This window comes from Pseudomonas sp. TMP9 (assembly GCF_037943105.1).
Classification (GTDB): Bacteria; Pseudomonadota; Gammaproteobacteria; order Pseudomonadales; family Pseudomonadaceae; genus Aquipseudomonas.
This window is the reverse complement of the sequence record NZ_CP149803.1, coordinates 125097-139944: the sequence shown is the minus strand read 5'-3', so window position 1 is coordinate 139944 and position 14848 is coordinate 125097. Positions and strand designations below refer to the sequence as shown.

Annotated in this window: 18 protein-coding genes; 7 read left to right on the top strand and 11 right to left on the bottom strand. The window is 53.8% G+C overall.

From position 1 onward, the window contains the following. The first annotated feature begins 291 nt into the window (after positions 1-291). Together WF513_RS00635 and WF513_RS00630 are read left to right on the top strand one after the other, a co-directional pair. Positions 292-1059, top strand: a complete 768-nt coding sequence (locus WF513_RS00635) for a hypothetical protein (RefSeq protein WP_339080813.1) — start codon at positions 292-294, stop codon at positions 1057-1059. A gap of 90 nt (positions 1060-1149) precedes the next feature. Continuing rightward, positions 1150-1512 carry a hypothetical protein gene (locus WF513_RS00630; protein ID WP_339080812.1) on the top strand — a complete coding sequence of 121 codons (363 nt, stop codon included), beginning with the start codon at positions 1150-1152 and terminating at the stop codon, positions 1510-1512. 89 nt (positions 1513-1601) lie between these two features. On the opposite strand, the gene WF513_RS00625 is transcribed toward WF513_RS00630, so the two are convergent. After that, a complete protein-coding gene (locus tag WF513_RS00625) occupies positions 1602-1919 on the bottom strand; it encodes a CcdB family protein (protein WP_339080811.1) in 318 nt (105 codons plus the stop codon). Next, the gene (locus WF513_RS00620; protein WP_339080810.1) at positions 1919-2164 is read right to left on the bottom strand and encodes a type II toxin-antitoxin system CcdA family antitoxin; all 246 of its coding nucleotides are present in this window, start codon (positions 2162-2164) and stop codon (positions 1919-1921) included. Before WF513_RS00620 ends, WF513_RS00625 begins: the two co-directional genes overlap by 1 nt. A 226-nt stretch (positions 2165-2390) precedes the next feature. Here WF513_RS00620 and WF513_RS00615 point away from each other — a divergent pair, with 226 nt between their 5' ends. Both WF513_RS00615 and WF513_RS00610 read left to right on the top strand, forming a co-directional pair. Then, a complete protein-coding gene (locus tag WF513_RS00615) occupies positions 2391-2660 on the top strand; it encodes a CopG family ribbon-helix-helix protein (RefSeq protein WP_339080809.1) in 270 nt (89 codons plus the stop codon). Beyond that, a complete protein-coding gene (locus tag WF513_RS00610) occupies positions 2632-2949 on the top strand; it encodes a type II toxin-antitoxin system RelE/ParE family toxin (RefSeq protein ID WP_339080808.1) in 318 nt (105 codons plus the stop codon). Before WF513_RS00615 ends, WF513_RS00610 begins: the two co-directional genes overlap by 29 nt. Positions 2950-3473: 524 nt before the next feature. On the opposite strand, the gene WF513_RS00605 is transcribed toward WF513_RS00610, so the two are convergent. Next, positions 3474-3788 (bottom strand): high-potential iron-sulfur protein, encoded by a 315-nt coding sequence (locus WF513_RS00605; protein WP_339080807.1) that lies wholly within the window; start codon positions 3786-3788, stop codon positions 3474-3476. An 836-nt stretch (positions 3789-4624) separates the two neighbouring features. Here WF513_RS00605 and WF513_RS00600 point away from each other — a divergent pair. The 3 genes from WF513_RS00600 (at position 4625) to WF513_RS00590 (ending at position 5697) form a co-directional block, all read left to right on the top strand. Continuing rightward, positions 4625-4786, top strand: coding sequence for a DUF2986 domain-containing protein (locus WF513_RS00600; RefSeq protein ID WP_339080806.1), 162 nt, complete (start codon positions 4625-4627; stop codon positions 4784-4786). 228 nt (positions 4787-5014) lie between these two features. Beyond that, the gene (locus WF513_RS00595; protein ID WP_339080805.1) at positions 5015-5251 is read left to right on the top strand and encodes a hypothetical protein; all 237 of its coding nucleotides are present in this window, start codon (positions 5015-5017) and stop codon (positions 5249-5251) included. Positions 5252-5448: 197 nt separating this feature from the next. Further along, positions 5449-5697 carry a TIGR03643 family protein gene (locus WF513_RS00590; protein ID WP_339080804.1) on the top strand — a complete coding sequence of 83 codons (249 nt, stop codon included), beginning with the start codon at positions 5449-5451 and terminating at the stop codon, positions 5695-5697. A 112-nt stretch (positions 5698-5809) separates the two neighbouring features. Here WF513_RS00590 and WF513_RS00585 read toward each other — a convergent pair whose 3' ends face one another. From WF513_RS00585 to WF513_RS00550, 8 genes are all read right to left on the bottom strand, one after another. Then, positions 5810-6703: an ABC transporter permease subunit gene (locus tag WF513_RS00585; protein ID WP_339080803.1), complete on the bottom strand. Its 894-nt coding sequence runs from the start codon at positions 6701-6703 to the stop codon at positions 5810-5812. Then, positions 6700-7581, bottom strand: a complete 882-nt coding sequence (locus WF513_RS00580) for an ABC transporter permease subunit (protein WP_339083665.1) — start codon at positions 7579-7581, stop codon at positions 6700-6702. The genes WF513_RS00585 and WF513_RS00580 overlap by 4 nt, the downstream gene beginning before the upstream one ends. A gap of 26 nt (positions 7582-7607) precedes the next feature. After that, positions 7608-8750: a polyamine ABC transporter ATP-binding protein gene (gene potA / locus WF513_RS00575; protein ID WP_339080802.1), complete on the bottom strand. Its 1143-nt coding sequence runs from the start codon at positions 8748-8750 to the stop codon at positions 7608-7610. Positions 8751-8804: 54 nt separating this feature from the next. Then, positions 8805-9896, bottom strand: a complete 1092-nt coding sequence (locus tag WF513_RS00570; RefSeq protein WP_339080801.1) for a polyamine ABC transporter substrate-binding protein — start codon at positions 9894-9896, stop codon at positions 8805-8807. A 74-nt stretch (positions 9897-9970) separates the two neighbouring features. Then, positions 9971-11068 carry an extracellular solute-binding protein gene (locus WF513_RS00565; RefSeq protein ID WP_339080800.1) on the bottom strand — a complete coding sequence of 366 codons (1098 nt, stop codon included), beginning with the start codon at positions 11066-11068 and terminating at the stop codon, positions 9971-9973. Positions 11069-11230: 162 nt separating this feature from the next. Next, positions 11231-12601, bottom strand: coding sequence for an aspartate aminotransferase family protein (locus tag WF513_RS00560; protein WP_339080799.1), 1371 nt, complete (start codon positions 12599-12601; stop codon positions 11231-11233). A gap of 91 nt (positions 12602-12692) precedes the next feature. Then, entirely contained in the window at positions 12693-14051 is a 1359-nt protein-coding gene (locus WF513_RS00555; RefSeq protein WP_339080798.1) for a glutamine synthetase family protein, read from the bottom strand. A gap of 43 nt (positions 14052-14094) precedes the next feature. Then, positions 14095-14847 (bottom strand): gamma-glutamyl-gamma-aminobutyrate hydrolase family protein, encoded by a 753-nt coding sequence (locus tag WF513_RS00550; protein WP_339080797.1) that lies wholly within the window; start codon positions 14845-14847, stop codon positions 14095-14097. Position 14848 lies beyond the last annotated feature (1 nt).

Genomic DNA, 14848 nt, shown 5'->3' with positions numbered 1-14848 from the left:
CGTTCATCATGATTTATCTTGTTGAACATAGAGGCGGTGAGACTAAGGTTAAAGAGAACCGGATATTTCTGGCGCTGCCGTTAGGAAATGGAATTCAAAGAGAATTTTAGCCATACGGCGTGGCACACGGTATTGCCTCTGGCACCGGTGGTGACGTTGCATCCTTCATCTGCAGAGTCATTGCTTAACAAATCAATCAAGTTCGTTCCGGGCCTGAGGGCCCTGCACCGGACAGCCCTTTCGCTGTGCTGCAGGGCTGCCGCTTATTTTCGGCGTTAGGCACAAACAGCCATGAAGAACCTACAAATCCTGAAATTACTTGCGGGCATTGGCGTCCTAGCTACCTTTCTGTCTTGGCTCCTTGAGGATTTTGAGTGGCTCTCTTCTGCCCTTTTAAATATCGGTTCCGGCATCGTAACGTCAGTTGTTCTTATATATGCATATGACCTATTAATTGAAAAGCAGCAAGAAAAGCTTAGAAAAGAAAAACAGCGCCGAGCCATTTCAAATCAAAAAATCATCCTGCGGCAACATTACAGGGTTTTGCTTGACTGCTACAGAAGTGCTTACGCCGGTGCAGAGCCGGCGGAGTTCAAAGACATAAATTCTTTTCTCGGCATTCGCTACGAAGAAACATTTGCCGCCCTTAACATTTATGCGCCTTCACCAGCAAACTCCATGGGCACAACACCTTACTACAAATATATAGAAGACTCATTTATACAGGTATCCAGCTCTCTCCATTCAATGCTGGCCGCATCTGGAGACAATCTAGATCCAGAGTTATTTGCAGCAGTGGATAACCTTCTAAATTCAGAGTTCATGAGGGTTTGCCAATCCCTTAGCGCAATATGCACTTTCACAGTTCCCGGCTTTGGCAACGCACCTAGTCAGCTCATCACAGGCATGGGAAATAAAGTAAGAGACTACTGTATAAAATTCTGTCAGTTAATAAACGCCTTTGAGAATATTGAACCTCAAGGTTTGAGAGAGTATAGAAAAGAAGATTGGCATAATTTAATTTTCCCTATTGGGCACGCTCGCGTAGTAAGCGCCTAACAAGTGGTTCAAACCGTTCGCTGCGCTCACTGGGACGGGCTAAAGCCCGCCCCTTAACCAAACGTTAGGCGGCAATTAAAGGGAGTTATAATGCCCCATTACTTCACTAATTCAGAACGTGAGGGTCAGATCCTAAAACTCATCGCCGCGCTTGAGGAGTTGACTGCATGCTTGAATAAAACCGGGCTGTATCAAGCCGAACTAATTCAATACCAAACCGCAATCGAACAAGCTCAACATCTTCTTTCCGCTGGCTTTTCACAGGCAGAACTCGGAAACCTCAACAGGCAAGTGCCAAACCTGTTCTGGCTCCATAGAGAATGGAGTCCTCCCCTTGAGAAAAATCCAGATGGGCCAGGATTCAGGGAGTCCGAGTGGTTTAAATTATTGGAACCACTGGAGCAAAACGTCGTAAGTGCGGCAGCGGTTCTTCGGCAAGTAGGGGAATATTGAGTTGCCGTCTAACAATGCGCTCTGATCGTTCGCTGCGCTCACTGGGACGGTCTAAAGCCCGCCCCTTAACCAAACATTAGACGCACCAATCAGATACCGGTGATAAGCAAATCAATAGCAGCAATTATTTCATTGCGTTGCGCTGAGAGGTCGGCAACTTGAGTACCAAGTAGCTTCTTAGCAATACCGGCCATTTGCGGCGTCACCATCACGTACTGTTTGTCATCAATTTCAAACGTTGGCGTGAGAGTTCTCAAAGTTTTACCTTTCATGGCAGTAGCCGTGTAGAGAGGCACTACAACTCGTGTACCGAGCTCGGCAATCAGGTCGCTTTGCACGTCAAGCAGAAAGGGAACGGCAGTCTTGGTGGCAGCGTTGGTGTTCTTGTGTACGGCGAACTGAGGCATCAGAAGCTCCGTAGGTCGTCGCTGAACACGCCGTGAGCTTCCACATGTTCGTTGTAGGCATGAATGGCTTTGCGATTCTCTGTCAGCCACTGCTCGCGCTGTTTTTTCTTCAGGGCCTCGGCCAGAGCCTGCTCCAATGTCGCAGAGAGGTTAATGTCAAGTTCTTTGGCTTTACTGAGCAAGTCACCGTTAACACTGAGGTTGGCGGCCCGTTTGGGGGCATGGGGGTTGTAGGCAGCGAGCATGGGCATTCCCTCCTGGGCGTTCATGCGCACATGTTATGCGCATTCAGCGCTTCTGGTCAAAAGCGCATCTAGCAACTGGTTCTAACCGCTCGCTTCACTCACTGGGACGGGCTAAATGCCGCCCCTTAACCAAACGTTAGATGCATTGCCCCACCGCGCGTCCCGCCCCTTTGCCCTCATGAATACCGTGTAATACATTGCATTCAACAGAATGGGGGGCATCCCCATGAGCGTCACAACCGTCCGGCTTCAACCAGAGCTCAAAGAAAATCTTGGCGCGATGGCCGAGAAGCTTCACAGAAGTAAAAGTTGGCTTATTAATCAGGCTCTTAGAGAGTTTTTTGAGCGCCAGGAGCTAGAGCAGACCCGCTGGCAAGAAACACTGCAAGCTATGGAGTCAGTGGCGCAGGGCCGAGTTGTATCCGGCGAAGCTGTAGCTGCCTGGCTTCAAAGCTGGGGCACCGACAATGAGCTATCCCCACCGAAGGCTGGTTAATGAGACTGGCTTACTCAGAAACGCTGTGGCAGACCTCGTCCGCCTGCGCGAATTCATAGCAGAGAAAGATCCTCTTGCTGCTGCACGCATTGCAGTAGAGCTCCTTTCCCGCATCGAGAATCTTTGTCTATTTCCAGAAATGGGCCGCACTGTTGAGTTTGCTCCAACCCCAAAAGTTATTCGCGACACAGTTTTTGGAAAATACATAATTCGGTATTCAGCACATACAGAAACTGTCGTAATTCTTCATATATGGCACCACAACGAAGACCATACACAAAGCATCTAACATCTGATTAAAACCGTTCGCTGCGCTCTCTGGAACTTGCTAAAGCCCCTTAACTAGACGTTGGTCGACAGTTGCCTGTAATGAAGAACAGGTGTGGCCATTCAGTGCCTCACACGCAATCGAGCACCACAACTCTATTGATTCGGTTGCTTACGATTATAATCAAGATATATGACAGAAACTTCGCGTGAGTTTGAGTGATGAAGTAATCGGCTACTGATTGATTAGCTGTTTTACCACCAAGTTTCGACACTGACCACAAAGCTGTGGTGGCGGTAACGAAATGTGCTTTTGCAGTTAGTCATTGCACAAAGCAACCCGTGTGCGTGGCTGTGAAGGGCATAACAGATTTGGCGATTTTACGCAGTCATACGTAAAGCATGCGCTAGACGCGCCAAAGAACTGAGGGAGTTCATAGATAACTTACTTCACGCTTAGACTTTTCAAAGAAGACCGGGACCGATTTGTTTTCTTAAAAAAATAATCGGCCTCGGCTTTTACAGCTATTCCTTGAAAACTGACGGTTAGGCCTTCGGAGCCCAGACCTGACACCAACCGTTTGTCTCAACCATATTCTGAGGGAACAGTGCGCAGCCATTGCTGGCTGCCTGGAAGAGCGCACAGTTTGCGCAGTGCTCACCTGCTGCATAGGCCGGGTGGCCAGCAGCTTCTTCCGCCACTTTGACGTAGTTCAGCCCTTTGGCTTGAGGGTTCGATGGGTCCAGCGGTGTAAGGCTTTGGGCGAAAGCACGTTGAGATAAAATACCCATACCAAGAGGTATAGCAGCCATACCGAGCAAGCTGTGACGCATAAATTTACGACGACTTTCGTTAGCCATGATAGTTCCTTAAGCGTATGTATATTAAGAGTATTAAATATTTTTTAGTCCATACCACCAAGCATCCACCCTGGATCTAGATTAGAGCGAAACGAACCCACGTTCAACATAAATACATGAATACATAGAAGGCACTACCGAAGATGAAAGGTATTGGTAATTAGAAAGATTATTAAATAGTAACGGTTATTACCTTCTGCGACTCCGTCTGCGTATGCCTATCCGTGCGCTAACAATCAGGATGCTTACAGCAAGCCGCATTAACAAGTAGGAAGCCACTGCACCAAACTCGGCAAAACTTCACCGACTAGGAGCGGGAGCTGTCAGCAGGCATACGATCTGCTTCTCCTGTTTATTCCAAAATAAAAATATAGAAGCGAATTCAGCAAATGAGTTGGTAAATCGACATCTGATGCGTACTTGATACTGCTGAGTATGGAGGTGCCGGTTGTGTGTTGTGTGTGTAAATTCAGGCATGAATCGCTTCAAAAGAAGGTGTTGTGGGCCTGGCCATTGCCGTCAACGACAGGAAAGGCTGAGACAAGTACCCCCTAACAACGCGCCCAACGCGCTCACTTCGGTCGCTGGGACGGGCTAATACCCGTCCCTTTTTTTGCTCAGCGCACTAAGCAGGCTGGCTGCGACGTTGCGGTGACCGTGCTGATGGTGTGGATTGCGCTTTTTGTCTCACTCGCGGTTTTGTGAATGCACCCATTGCAGCCACACCCGCTTAGACGGCGGGTTCAATTCAGGCGGCGATACGCCATACTACGTAGCCTTGGCTGTTTCCCTTAAGCTGAGAGTGATTACTGTATTTACACACCGAGCATGCACACATGAACCGTCGCAAAAAGTTAAATCAAATATTAAAAGCTAACGCAAAAAAAGCCAGCGCTAAACTGGCGCCACCGAGCCGCTCTAAATATATTAGTAAGGCTGATCGCTTGAAACTTGCAGCTGAATCCACTGAAGAGTCAACTGTTATATCCGAAGGTTAATATTTGCATAAGGCCTTACTGATGGTTTAACAACTTCAGGCTTAGGCTTGCAACTCACAGCGCTAATGACACGCTTTGTTTTTATTTTAATTGCGGTTTTATTTTGATGATAATAGCCTTGCGTTTTTAAATATTAGAGTTGATGTTTACTGCTTGCCACCTTTACTAGCAAGCGTTTGTTGCAGCCACTCTACAGCCAACTGTTAAACCCCATGACCGAGCACCTGTATGGCTGATCACCACGCTCAACATCCTTTTTATGCGCGTCGCGCTTACCGAGTCATTACCGGGATGTTGGGGCTGCTCTTTGCCGGGGTGGGGGTGTATGTGATGACTTTGGCTGTTGTCGATTTGCCCTTGCGTGTGGGCGTAGGGTTGGTAATCGTTCTACTGGGCGCCAACATGCTGTGGGCCGCCATTCAGGCAAAAGCGTCGTGGCTTTCGAAGCTAGGCCCGTTGCCATAGGGCGTGGTGGTTGCCTGAACCCGCCTAACTGTTCGTCAGCATGCGGCGGTATAACCTTAACGTGAGCGGTATCGCAACCTGATCAAGGTTAAGCTTATCGGGGCGCCGGTTGCTCAACAGTTCTCAGGGTCTGGGTAGCCATTTGTTACGAGGTGGTTTTGGCGCCCGTTTAATTAGCATGCGATGAGGTCAGGGCGGTGTTTACAGAAAGTGAGTTGTCGCGGGTTATTGAGATGGCTTGGGAAGACCGCACGCCATTTGAGGCGATTGAAGCGCAGTTTGGCCTGGATGAAACCCAGGTTATCGCGCTGATGCGCAGCAGCCTTAAGCCCGGCAGCTTTCGCCTGTGGCGCAAGCGTGTCAGCGGTCGGCAGACCAAGCATTTACAGCTGCGCGACCCTGCGGTTAGCCGCGGCTATTGCCCGACGCAGTACAAGCAGCGTTAGCGACCCGTGGGGTTTGAGGCTCCGTCTCATGTGGATAACGTGACGCGATGGCTTAATCGTTAATGCAAAAAGGGCCACATGTGTGGCCCTTTTGCGTTAGCGCGCGGTGCGATCAGGCATGCACTTGTGACGGGTCACGGCGGTTGTCGGGACCGTCTTGCAGGTTGACGCCGGTGGTTTCATCCATGGCTTCCTGCAGGGCTTTTTTGCGTTTTTCTTCGGCACGGTGGGCGAAGAACCACACCAAGAAGGTGACGAAGGACACCGACAAGAGGATCAAGCTGGCCACCGCGTTGATTTCCGGTTTCACGCCCAAACGCACGGCAGAGAAAACTTCCATCGGTAAGGTGGTGGAGCCCGGCCCAGAGACGAAGCTGGCGAGTACCAAATCGTCCAGCGACAGCGCGAAGGACATCATCGCGCCGGCCGCCAGCGAAGGCGCGATCATCGGGATGGTGATCAGAAAGAACACTTTCCATGGCTTAGCGCCCAGGTCCATGGCCGCTTCTTCGATGGACAGGTCCAACTCGCGCAACCGCGACGACACCACCACGGCCACATAAGCTGAACAGAAGGTGGTGTGGGCGATCCAGATGGTCATGATGCCGCGCTCAGCCGGCCAGCCGATCAAGTCAGCCATCGCGACAAACAACAGCAGCAGCGACAAACCGGTGATCACCTCGGGCATGACCAGCGGTGCAGTGACCAAGCCACCGAACAGTGTGCGACCTTTGAAACGGGTCACGCGGGTCAGTACGAAGGCGGCCATGGTACCAAGCGCTACGGCGGCAATCGCGGTGTAGCAGGCGATTTCCACTGAGCGCATCACTGAGTTCATCAGTTGCGTGTTGTCGAGCAGGCCGACGTACCACTTCACCGACCAACCGCCCCACACCGTTACCAGGCGCGAGGCGTTGAACGAGTAGATGACCAGGATCAGCATCGGCAGGTAGATAAAGACCATGCCGGCCCAGAGCATAAAGCTGGAGAAACTAAAACGTTTCATGCTCGGCCCTCCATTTCTTTAGCTTGGTGACGGTTGAACAGAATGATCGGGATGATCAAGATCGCCAGCATGACCACGGCCAGGGCGGACGCTACCGGCCAGTCGCGGTTGTTGAAGAACTCTTGCCACAACACTTTACCGATCATCAGGGTTTCCGGCCCCCCAAGCAGTTCAGGAATAACAAACTCGCCGACCACTGGAATAAACACCAACATGCAGCCGGTGATGATGCCGCCTTTGGCCAGCGGTACGGTGATTTTCCAAAAGCTGTTGTAGGTGCTCGACCCCAAATCTGCAGCGGCTTCGAGCAAGCTTTGGTCGTGCTTGACCAAGTTGGCATACAGCGGCAGCACCATAAACGGCAGGTACGAGTAAACAATGCCGATGTACACCGCCAGGTTGGTATTGAGGATCTGTAACGGGTCGTTGATCACGCCCAGCCACATAAGGAAGCCGTTGAGTAACCCGTTGTTGCTGAGGATGCCCATCCAGGCATACACGCGGATCAGGATGGCCGTCCAGGTCGGCATCATGATCAGCAGCAACAGCACCATCTGCTTGTCTTTTTCGGCACGGGCAATGGCATAGGCCATAGGGAAGCCGATGATCAAGCAGAGCAAGGTGCTGATACTCGCTATCTTCAACGAGCCTAAATAGGCGGCGAGGTACAGCGCATCCTCACTGAGGAAGATGTAGTTACCGAGGTTTAGAACCAGCGTGAACTTGTTTTCTACCCACGTGTAGACGTCGGTGTAGGGCGGGATGGCGACGTCGGCTTCGGCAAAGCTGATTTTCATCACGATGATGAAAGGCAGCAGGAAGAACATGAACAGCCAGAGGAAGGGCACCCCGATTACCAGGTGCCGGCCCTTGGGCATACGGCGGCTGATGCTTCGGCTGATATTCATGAGCGCAATGCCACCCCGCTATCGTCCTCCCACCAGACGAATACTTCATCGTCCCAGGTAGGCCGTGCGCCACGCCGCTCGGCGTTGGCAACGAAGGATTGCACCACTTTGCCGCTGGGCAGCATGACGTGGAACACCGAATGGCCGCCTAAGTAGGCGATGTCATGCACGGTGCCGCGCGACCAGTTGTGCTCGAAGCTTGGCTGCTCAGTGGTGACCAGCAATTTCTCTGGGCGGATGGCGTAGGTGATGCTCTTGTCCTGCACCGAGGTGCTGACGCCGTGGCCAACGTAGATGTTGCGTTCAAGGTCGGGGCTGTCGATCAGGGCATAGTCTTCCATGTCCTCAACGACCGTGCCCTCGAACAGGTTAACGTTGCCGATAAACTCGCAAACCAAACGGCTGGTCGGGGTTTCGTAGATGTCCACTGGGCTGCCGATCTGGGCGATCCAGCCGAGGTGCATGATGGCTATTCGCTGGGCCATGGTCATGGCCTCTTCCTGATCGTGAGTAACCATGACGCAGGTTACGCCGACGCGCTCGATGATCTCGACAAGCTCAAGCTGCATCTGCGAACGCAGCTTCTTGTCCAAAGCACCCATAGGCTCGTCGAGCAACAATAGTTTCGGGCTTTTGGCCAGTGAGCGAGCCAGGGCTACGCGCTGACGCTGGCCACCGGACAGCTGGTGTGGCTTACGCTTGGCGTACTGGCTCATCTGCACCAGTTTGAGCATTTCTTCAACGCGGGCGTTGATGTCCTCTTTGGACATTTTGTCCTGCTTGAGGCCGAAGGCGATGTTGTCAGCCACGCTCATGTGCGGGAACAGTGCGTAGGACTGGAACATCATATTGATCGGCCGCTCGTAGGGCGGCAGGTCGGTGATGTCTTCACCGTCGAGGAAAATCCGTCCTTCGGTGGGGCGCTCGAAGCCGGCCAACATGCGCAGCAGGGTCGATTTACCTGAACCCGAGCCACCGAGCAGAGCAAAAATCTCACCCTTATTAATGGTCAGTGATACATCGTCAACCGCGAGTGTTTCATCGAACTTTTTCGACACACGCTCAATTTTGACCAGCACCTCTTTCGGTTTCTGATCGCCTTCAAGCACTTTCTTATAGGCACTGGAAGCAACTGCCATTACCAACACTCCCGCATAAGTAGCGCCCGACCTTACTGGCCGGGCATTTTGAAATTATTGGCCGGACTTGACCTTGGTCCAGCTACGGGTCATCAAGCGTTGTACTTTCACCGGCAATTCCGCCGAGATGTAAAGCTTGTCGAGGACGTCTTGCGGTGGATACACCGACTCATCGTTACGCACGTCTTGATCCATCAGCTCGCCGGCCTTGGTATTGGGGTTGGCGTAGCCGACGTAATCGCTGACGCCGGCAATAACGGCAGGCTCCAGCAGGTAGTTAATAAAGGCATGCGCCTCTTTGGGATTACTGGCATCCGCTGGAATGGCCATCATGTCAAACCACAAGTTGGCGCCTTCTTTGGGGATGCTGTAAGCAATCTCGATGCCTTTACCCGCTTCCTCAGCACGGTCACCGGCTTGCAAGATATCGCCGGAGAAACCAACTGCCACGCAGATGTTGCCGTTGGCCAGATCACCGATGTATTTAGAGCTATGGAAGTAGCGCACATAGGGGCGCACCGCCAGCAACTTGGCTTCAGCCTTGGCGTAGTCGGCAGAATTCTGGGTGTTGGGGTCGAGGCCCATGTAGTTGAGCACGGTCGGAATCATTTCATCAGCCGAGTCGAGGAAACTCACGCCACAAGTGGCAAGCTTCTTCATGTTCTCAGGCTCGAAAACCATGGCCCAAGAATCGATCTCCTCGACGCCGAGCACTTCTTTGATTTTGGCGACGTTGTAACCGATACCGCTGGTACCCCACAGATAGGGCACTGAATACTGATTGCCGGGGTCATTCACTTGCAGTTGCTTGAGCAGCTGTGGGTCGAGGTTGTCCCAGTTCGGTAGCTGGTCGCGGTCGAGCTTCTGGAACGCGCCCGCCTTAATCTGCTTGCCGAGGAAATGGTTGGACGGCACGACGATGTCATAGCCGGAACGGCCCGCCAGCAGTTTGCCTTCCAGGGTTTCGTTGCTGTCGAAGACGTCATACAGGGCTTTGATCCCCGTTGCCTTCTGGAAATCGTCGAGGGTGGTTTCACCAATGTAATCAGACCAGTTGTAGATTTTTACTACAGGCTCAGCGGCTTGCACGACAGAGGCGCTGACGGCGGCAGCCAACAGACCGGCGAGAAGATGAGTACGACGCATAGGAGCTTCCTTATTGTTGTGGGTAAATGCGGCGGGGTGAGCCGCCGCATACCGATAGGGCTATGGCTGTGGCATCAACGACCCGATTTAATCGTGGTCCAGCTGCGCGTCATGGTGCGCTGTACGTTGGAGGGCAAGTCGGGGAAGGTGTAGATCTTGGCCATGGTTTCGGCATCCGGGTAGACACCTGGGTCATTGCGCAACACGTCGTCCACCAGCGGCGTCGCAGCAGCGTTGCCATTCGGGAACTGCACAAAGTTAGTGATGCTGGCCATGACCTCTGGCTTCATCAGGTAGTTGAGGAATATGTGCGCTTCTTCGACGTTCTTCGCGTCCGCCGGGATCGCTAACATATCGAAAAAGCTGCCCGCGCCTTCTTTGGGGATGCTGTAGGAGATGTTCACGCCATTTTTGGCTTCTTCCGCACGGGACTTGGACTGGTACAGATCACCCGAGTAGCCGATGGCTACGCAGATGTTGCCGTTGGCCAAGTCGCCAATGTACTTAGAGCTGTGGAAGTAGGAGATCGACGGACGGACTTTGAGGAACAGCGCTTCGGCTTGCTTTAACTCGGCTTTGTCGGTGCTGTCCGGCTTGAAGCCTAGGTAGTTGAGCGCCGCCGGGAGGATCTCGGTCGGCGAATCAAGGAAGGTCACACCACAGCCTTTGAGCTTGGCAACGGTTTCCGGATTAAATACCAAGTCCCAAGAGTTGACCGGGGCGTCTTCACCCAGTGCGGCCTTAACCTTGTCGACGTTGTAACCAATGCCAATGGTGCCCCACATGTAGGGGAAGGCATACTGGTTATCCGGGTCGCTGACGCTTACAGCCTTCAGCAGCGAGGTGTCGAGGTTCTTCCAGTTCGGCAGTTTGGACCGCTCCAGCGGCTGGTAAACCTTGGCTTTAATCTGCTTGGCCAAGAAGTTGTTGGACGGCACCACAATGTCGTACCCAGAGCTGCCAGCCAGCAGCTTAGCTTCCAAGGTCTCGTTACTGTCGAACACGTCGTAAACAACCTTGATGCCGGTTTCCTTGGTGAAGTTTTCCACGGTGTCCGGGGCGATGTAGTCCGACCAGTTGTACACATGCAGAACTTTATCACTTGCCTGCGCCGTGCTTATTACGGCCCCAGCAAGGGACAACGCGAGAAGGGTTTTGCCGAAAATTTTCATGCGTAAAGCTCCTGTTGTTGTAGTCGTTTGCGCAAGGCACGCAGCTGTCTGCTTGCACCTTGTGGTGGGCCCGGCCTGCGCACTGTGCAGTCTGGCAAGGTCACCGCCCTGTTGACAACTTATTGGACGCAAACATTTGAAAGTTAAGACTATTTAATCTTACTAAAGTATTTCTTCAGCGGTTAAGTCGAGGCATTTACGGGCCTTTTCAAGCAACTCATCAATCTCCGCATGGCTGATCACCAGCGGCGGCGAAATGATCATAGTGTCGCCAACGGCGCGCATGATCAGACCGTTATTAAAGCAGTGCCGGCGGCATCGCATGCCCACGTCGACATCCTTTGCAAAACGTTTGCGGCTGGCCTTGTCCTGCACCAGTTCAATGGCCGCCAACATACCAACACCGCGCACCTCTCCCACCAGCGGGTGATCGGCCAACTCGCGTAAACGCTTTTGCAAATACGGTGCCGTTTCTGCTTTGACTCGCTCGACAATTTTCTCTTCGCGCAAAATACGCAGGTTTTCCAAGGCCACAGCTGCCGCTACCGGGTGCCCGGAATAAGTAAACCCGTGGTTGAAGTCGCCACCTTGGTTAAGCACCTCGACGATGTCGTCATGCACAACCAGCCCACCCATGGGGATGTAACCGCTGGTCAGGCCCTTGGCGATGGTCATCATGTGCGGCGCGTTGCCGTAATAATCGCTGCCAAACCACTCGCCGGTGCGGCCGAAGCCGCAGATCACTTCATCGGCGACAAACAAAATGTCGTACTTGGCCAGTATTTCGCGGACGCGCGGCCAGTAAGTATCGGGAGGGATGATCACCCCGCCTGCACCTTGAATAGGCTCGGCAATAAAGGCCGCGACATTGTCTTCGCCGACTTCGAGGATTTTCTGCTCCAGTTGATCGGCCGCCCAAATACCAAATTCATCCGGGCTCATATCGCCGCCCTCACCGAACCAGTAAGGCTGAGGGATGTGCACGATGCCTGGGATCGGCAGGTCGCCCTGCTCGTGCATAAACGTCATACCGCCCAGGCTGGCACCGGCCACGGTAGAACCGTGATAACCGTTGATGCGGCTGATGATAACTTTCTTATTCGGCTGCCCTTTGATCGCCCAATAATGGCGCACCATCCGTAGCATGGTGTCGTTGCCTTCCGAGCCCGAGCCGGTAAAGAACACGTGGTTCATGCCGGGCGGGGTCAACTCGGAAATTGCTTTGGCCAACTCCAGTGCCGGTGGCGTGGCGGTCTGGAAGAACATGTTGTAGTAGGGCAGTTCTTGCATCTGCTTGGCGGCGGCGTCTGCCAGTTCTTTGCGACCATAACCAATGGCCACGCACCAGAGTCCGGCCATGGCATCGAGGATTTTGTTGCCCTCGCTGTCCCATAAGTACACGCCGTCGGCCTTGGTGATAATGCGTGGGCCATTTTCCGCCAGCTGTTTGAAATCACTGAACGGCGCAAGGTGGTGGGCGCGGCTCATGGCCTGCCACTCGCGGGTTTTGGGGTTGGTCATGGGCTTCATCACAACGCCTTGTTTACTCCGGCCGCAAATTGCAGCCGGATTAAAATATGGAGGCTAACTGGCGCTGGGGTCACCGGCGCCAGCCAACACTTTATTAAACGGACAACAACAGGAACTCACGCTCCCACGAACTGATGACGCGCTTAAAGTTTTCATGCTCGGCGCGCTTAACCGCTACGTAGCCACGGATGAACTTCTCACCCAGGTACTTCTCGGCGTCCTTACAGGCCTCCATCCGTTCCAAAGCACTTTCAATGGTGACGGGCAGGCGCAGGTTGCGCCGCTCATAACCCCGGCCTTTAACGGGCGCGCTGGGTTTAACGTCGCCCACCATGCCCATGTAGCCGCACAGCAACGTGGCGGCCAGCGCCAAGTAAGGGTTGGCGTCAGCACCCGCGAGGCGGTTTTCCACGCGGCGGTTCTCGGGCGTAGCTTCTGGTACGCGCAGGCCCACGGTGCGATTTTCTTCGCCCCACTCGACGTTCACCGGCGCAGAGGTGTCCGGCAGGAAGCGGCGGAACGAGTTGACGTTCGGTGCAAACAGCGGCAGTAGTTCAGGGATGTACTTTTGCAGGCCGCCGATGTGCAGCATAAACAGCTCGCTCATGCTGCCGTCTGGGTTGGAGAACAGGTTCTTACCGGTTTTGATATCCACCACGCTTTGGTGGATGTGCATGGCACTGCCCGGCTGATCGGTGATTGGCTTGGCCATAAAGGTGGCGGCCACATCGTGCTTAAGCGCGGCTTCACGCATGGTGCGCTTGAACACCAGAATCTGGTCGGCCAGGTGCAGGGCTTCGCCGTGACGGAAGTTGATTTCCATCTGCGCCGGCCCTTCTTCGTGGATCAACGTATCGAGGTCCAAGCCTTGCAGTTCGCACCAGTCGTACATGTCTTCGAACAGCGGGTCGAATTCGTTGGCGGCATCGATGGAGAAAGACTGACGGCCCGTCTCCGGGCGGCCGGAGCGGCCAATCGGCGCGACCAGCGGGAAGTCCGGATCGCTGTTGCGCTTGGTCAGGTAAAACTCCATTTCCGGCGCGACAATCGGCTTCCAGCCTTTGTCCGCATAGAGCTTGAGCACATTCTTAAGAATGTTGCGTGGCGACAGCTCAATCGGGTTGCCCTGCTTGTCGAACGAGTCATGGATCACCATGGCGGTCGGCTCGATGGCCCACGGCACCAGGAACACCGCGTTCTCATCCGGGCGGCAGAACATGTCAATGTCTGCCTCGTCGAGCAGGTCGTAATAGATGTCATCCTCGACATAGTCGCCGGTTACGGTTTGCAGCAACACACTCTCAGGGAGGCGCATGCCTTTTTCGTCGAGGAACTTGTTGGTCGGCGAAATCTTACCGCGGGCAATGCCGGTAAGGTCGCAGATCAGGCATTCAACTTCGGTGATTTTGCGTTCTTTCAGCCAGCTCGAAAGCTGGTCTAGTTTGGTGCTCATAGAGACCTCAGGGTTGGTGAGAGCCGACTTATAAAGAGTCGGTTCAGCGTTGCCCCGCCGTCTTCCTGCAAGCCTCACCAAAGGCCTGGAAGATGGCGAGATAATTGGGGTTAGAGCGTACCTGCCATTCGGGGTGCCATTGCACCCCTAAGGCGAAGCTTTTGGCGGCAACGACGGAGAAGGCTTCAATCAACCCATCCGGCGCTAACGCTTCTACGCGAAGACCCGGCGCCAGACGCTGCACGCCTTGGCCGTGAATGGAGTTGACTTGAATGTCGGCCGGCAAGCCGATGCTGGCCAGCAGCCCACCCGGCTGCACATGCAGCGCATGGCGCAAGCCGTATTGCTGGTCTGCGAGCAGGTCGGCCGGCTCGCGGTGGTCCATCAGCCCGGCCACTTCGTGCACGCGTTGGTGCAGGGTGCCGCCAAATGCCACATTCATTTCTTGAAAGCCGCGGCAAATACCTAGCACCGGAATGCCAGCGGCAATTGCTGCTTTAATAAGAGGAAGTGTGGTGGTGTCACGCGCGGGGTCGTGAGCGGTGCCAGGCTCGCTGGCATCACCCGCATAATGATGAGGCTCAACATTGGATGGCGAGCCGGTAAAGACCAGACCGTCAAGGTGTTGCAACAGGTAAGCTTGATCAAGCTGCTCGCCAAGCGCGGGGATGATCACCGGCATACCGCCAGCAACCTGCGCAATGGCCTGCAGGTATTTATCACCGGCAGTGTGGTAGATGTTGTGCCCGATCTGCTTGGTGCAGGCACTGACGCCGATTATCGGCTGGCGCGACATG

Bases quoted from the DNA above. Each gene is read 5' to 3' on its own strand.
- WF513_RS00615 (WP_339080809.1), top strand. From the start codon at position 2,391: ATGAGCGTCACAACCGTCCGGCTTCAACCAGAGCTCAAAGAAAATCTT.
- WF513_RS00555 (WP_339080798.1), bottom strand. From the start codon at position 14,051: ATGAGCACCAAACTAGACCAGCTTTCGAGCTGGCTGAAAGAACGCAAA.
- WF513_RS00550 (WP_339080797.1), bottom strand. From the start codon at position 14,847: ATGTCGCGCCAGCCGATAATCGGCGTCAGTGCCTGCACCAAGCAGATC.
- WF513_RS00585 (WP_339080803.1), bottom strand. From the start codon at position 6,703: ATGAAACGTTTTAGTTTCTCCAGCTTTATGCTCTGGGCCGGCATGGTC.
- potA (WP_339080802.1), bottom strand. From the start codon at position 8,750: ATGGCAGTTGCTTCCAGTGCCTATAAGAAAGTGCTTGAAGGCGATCAG.
- WF513_RS00635 (WP_339080813.1), top strand. From the start codon at position 292: ATGAAGAACCTACAAATCCTGAAATTACTTGCGGGCATTGGCGTCCTA.
- WF513_RS00630 (WP_339080812.1), top strand. From the start codon at position 1,150: ATGCCCCATTACTTCACTAATTCAGAACGTGAGGGTCAGATCCTAAAA.
- WF513_RS00570 (WP_339080801.1), bottom strand. From the start codon at position 9,896: ATGCGTCGTACTCATCTTCTCGCCGGTCTGTTGGCTGCCGCCGTCAGC.
- WF513_RS00580 (WP_339083665.1), bottom strand. From the start codon at position 7,581: ATGCCCAAGGGCCGGCACCTGGTAATCGGGGTGCCCTTCCTCTGGCTG.
- WF513_RS00600 (WP_339080806.1), top strand. From the start codon at position 4,625: ATGAACCGTCGCAAAAAGTTAAATCAAATATTAAAAGCTAACGCAAAA.
- WF513_RS00565 (WP_339080800.1), bottom strand. From the start codon at position 11,068: ATGAAAATTTTCGGCAAAACCCTTCTCGCGTTGTCCCTTGCTGGGGCC.
- WF513_RS00605 (WP_339080807.1), bottom strand. From the start codon at position 3,788: ATGGCTAACGAAAGTCGTCGTAAATTTATGCGTCACAGCTTGCTCGGT.
- WF513_RS00625 (WP_339080811.1), bottom strand. From the start codon at position 1,919: ATGCCTCAGTTCGCCGTACACAAGAACACCAACGCTGCCACCAAGACT.
- WF513_RS00595 (WP_339080805.1), top strand. From the start codon at position 5,015: ATGGCTGATCACCACGCTCAACATCCTTTTTATGCGCGTCGCGCTTAC.
- WF513_RS00610 (WP_339080808.1), top strand. From the start codon at position 2,632: ATGAGCTATCCCCACCGAAGGCTGGTTAATGAGACTGGCTTACTCAGA.
- WF513_RS00620 (WP_339080810.1), bottom strand. From the start codon at position 2,164: ATGCTCGCTGCCTACAACCCCCATGCCCCCAAACGGGCCGCCAACCTC.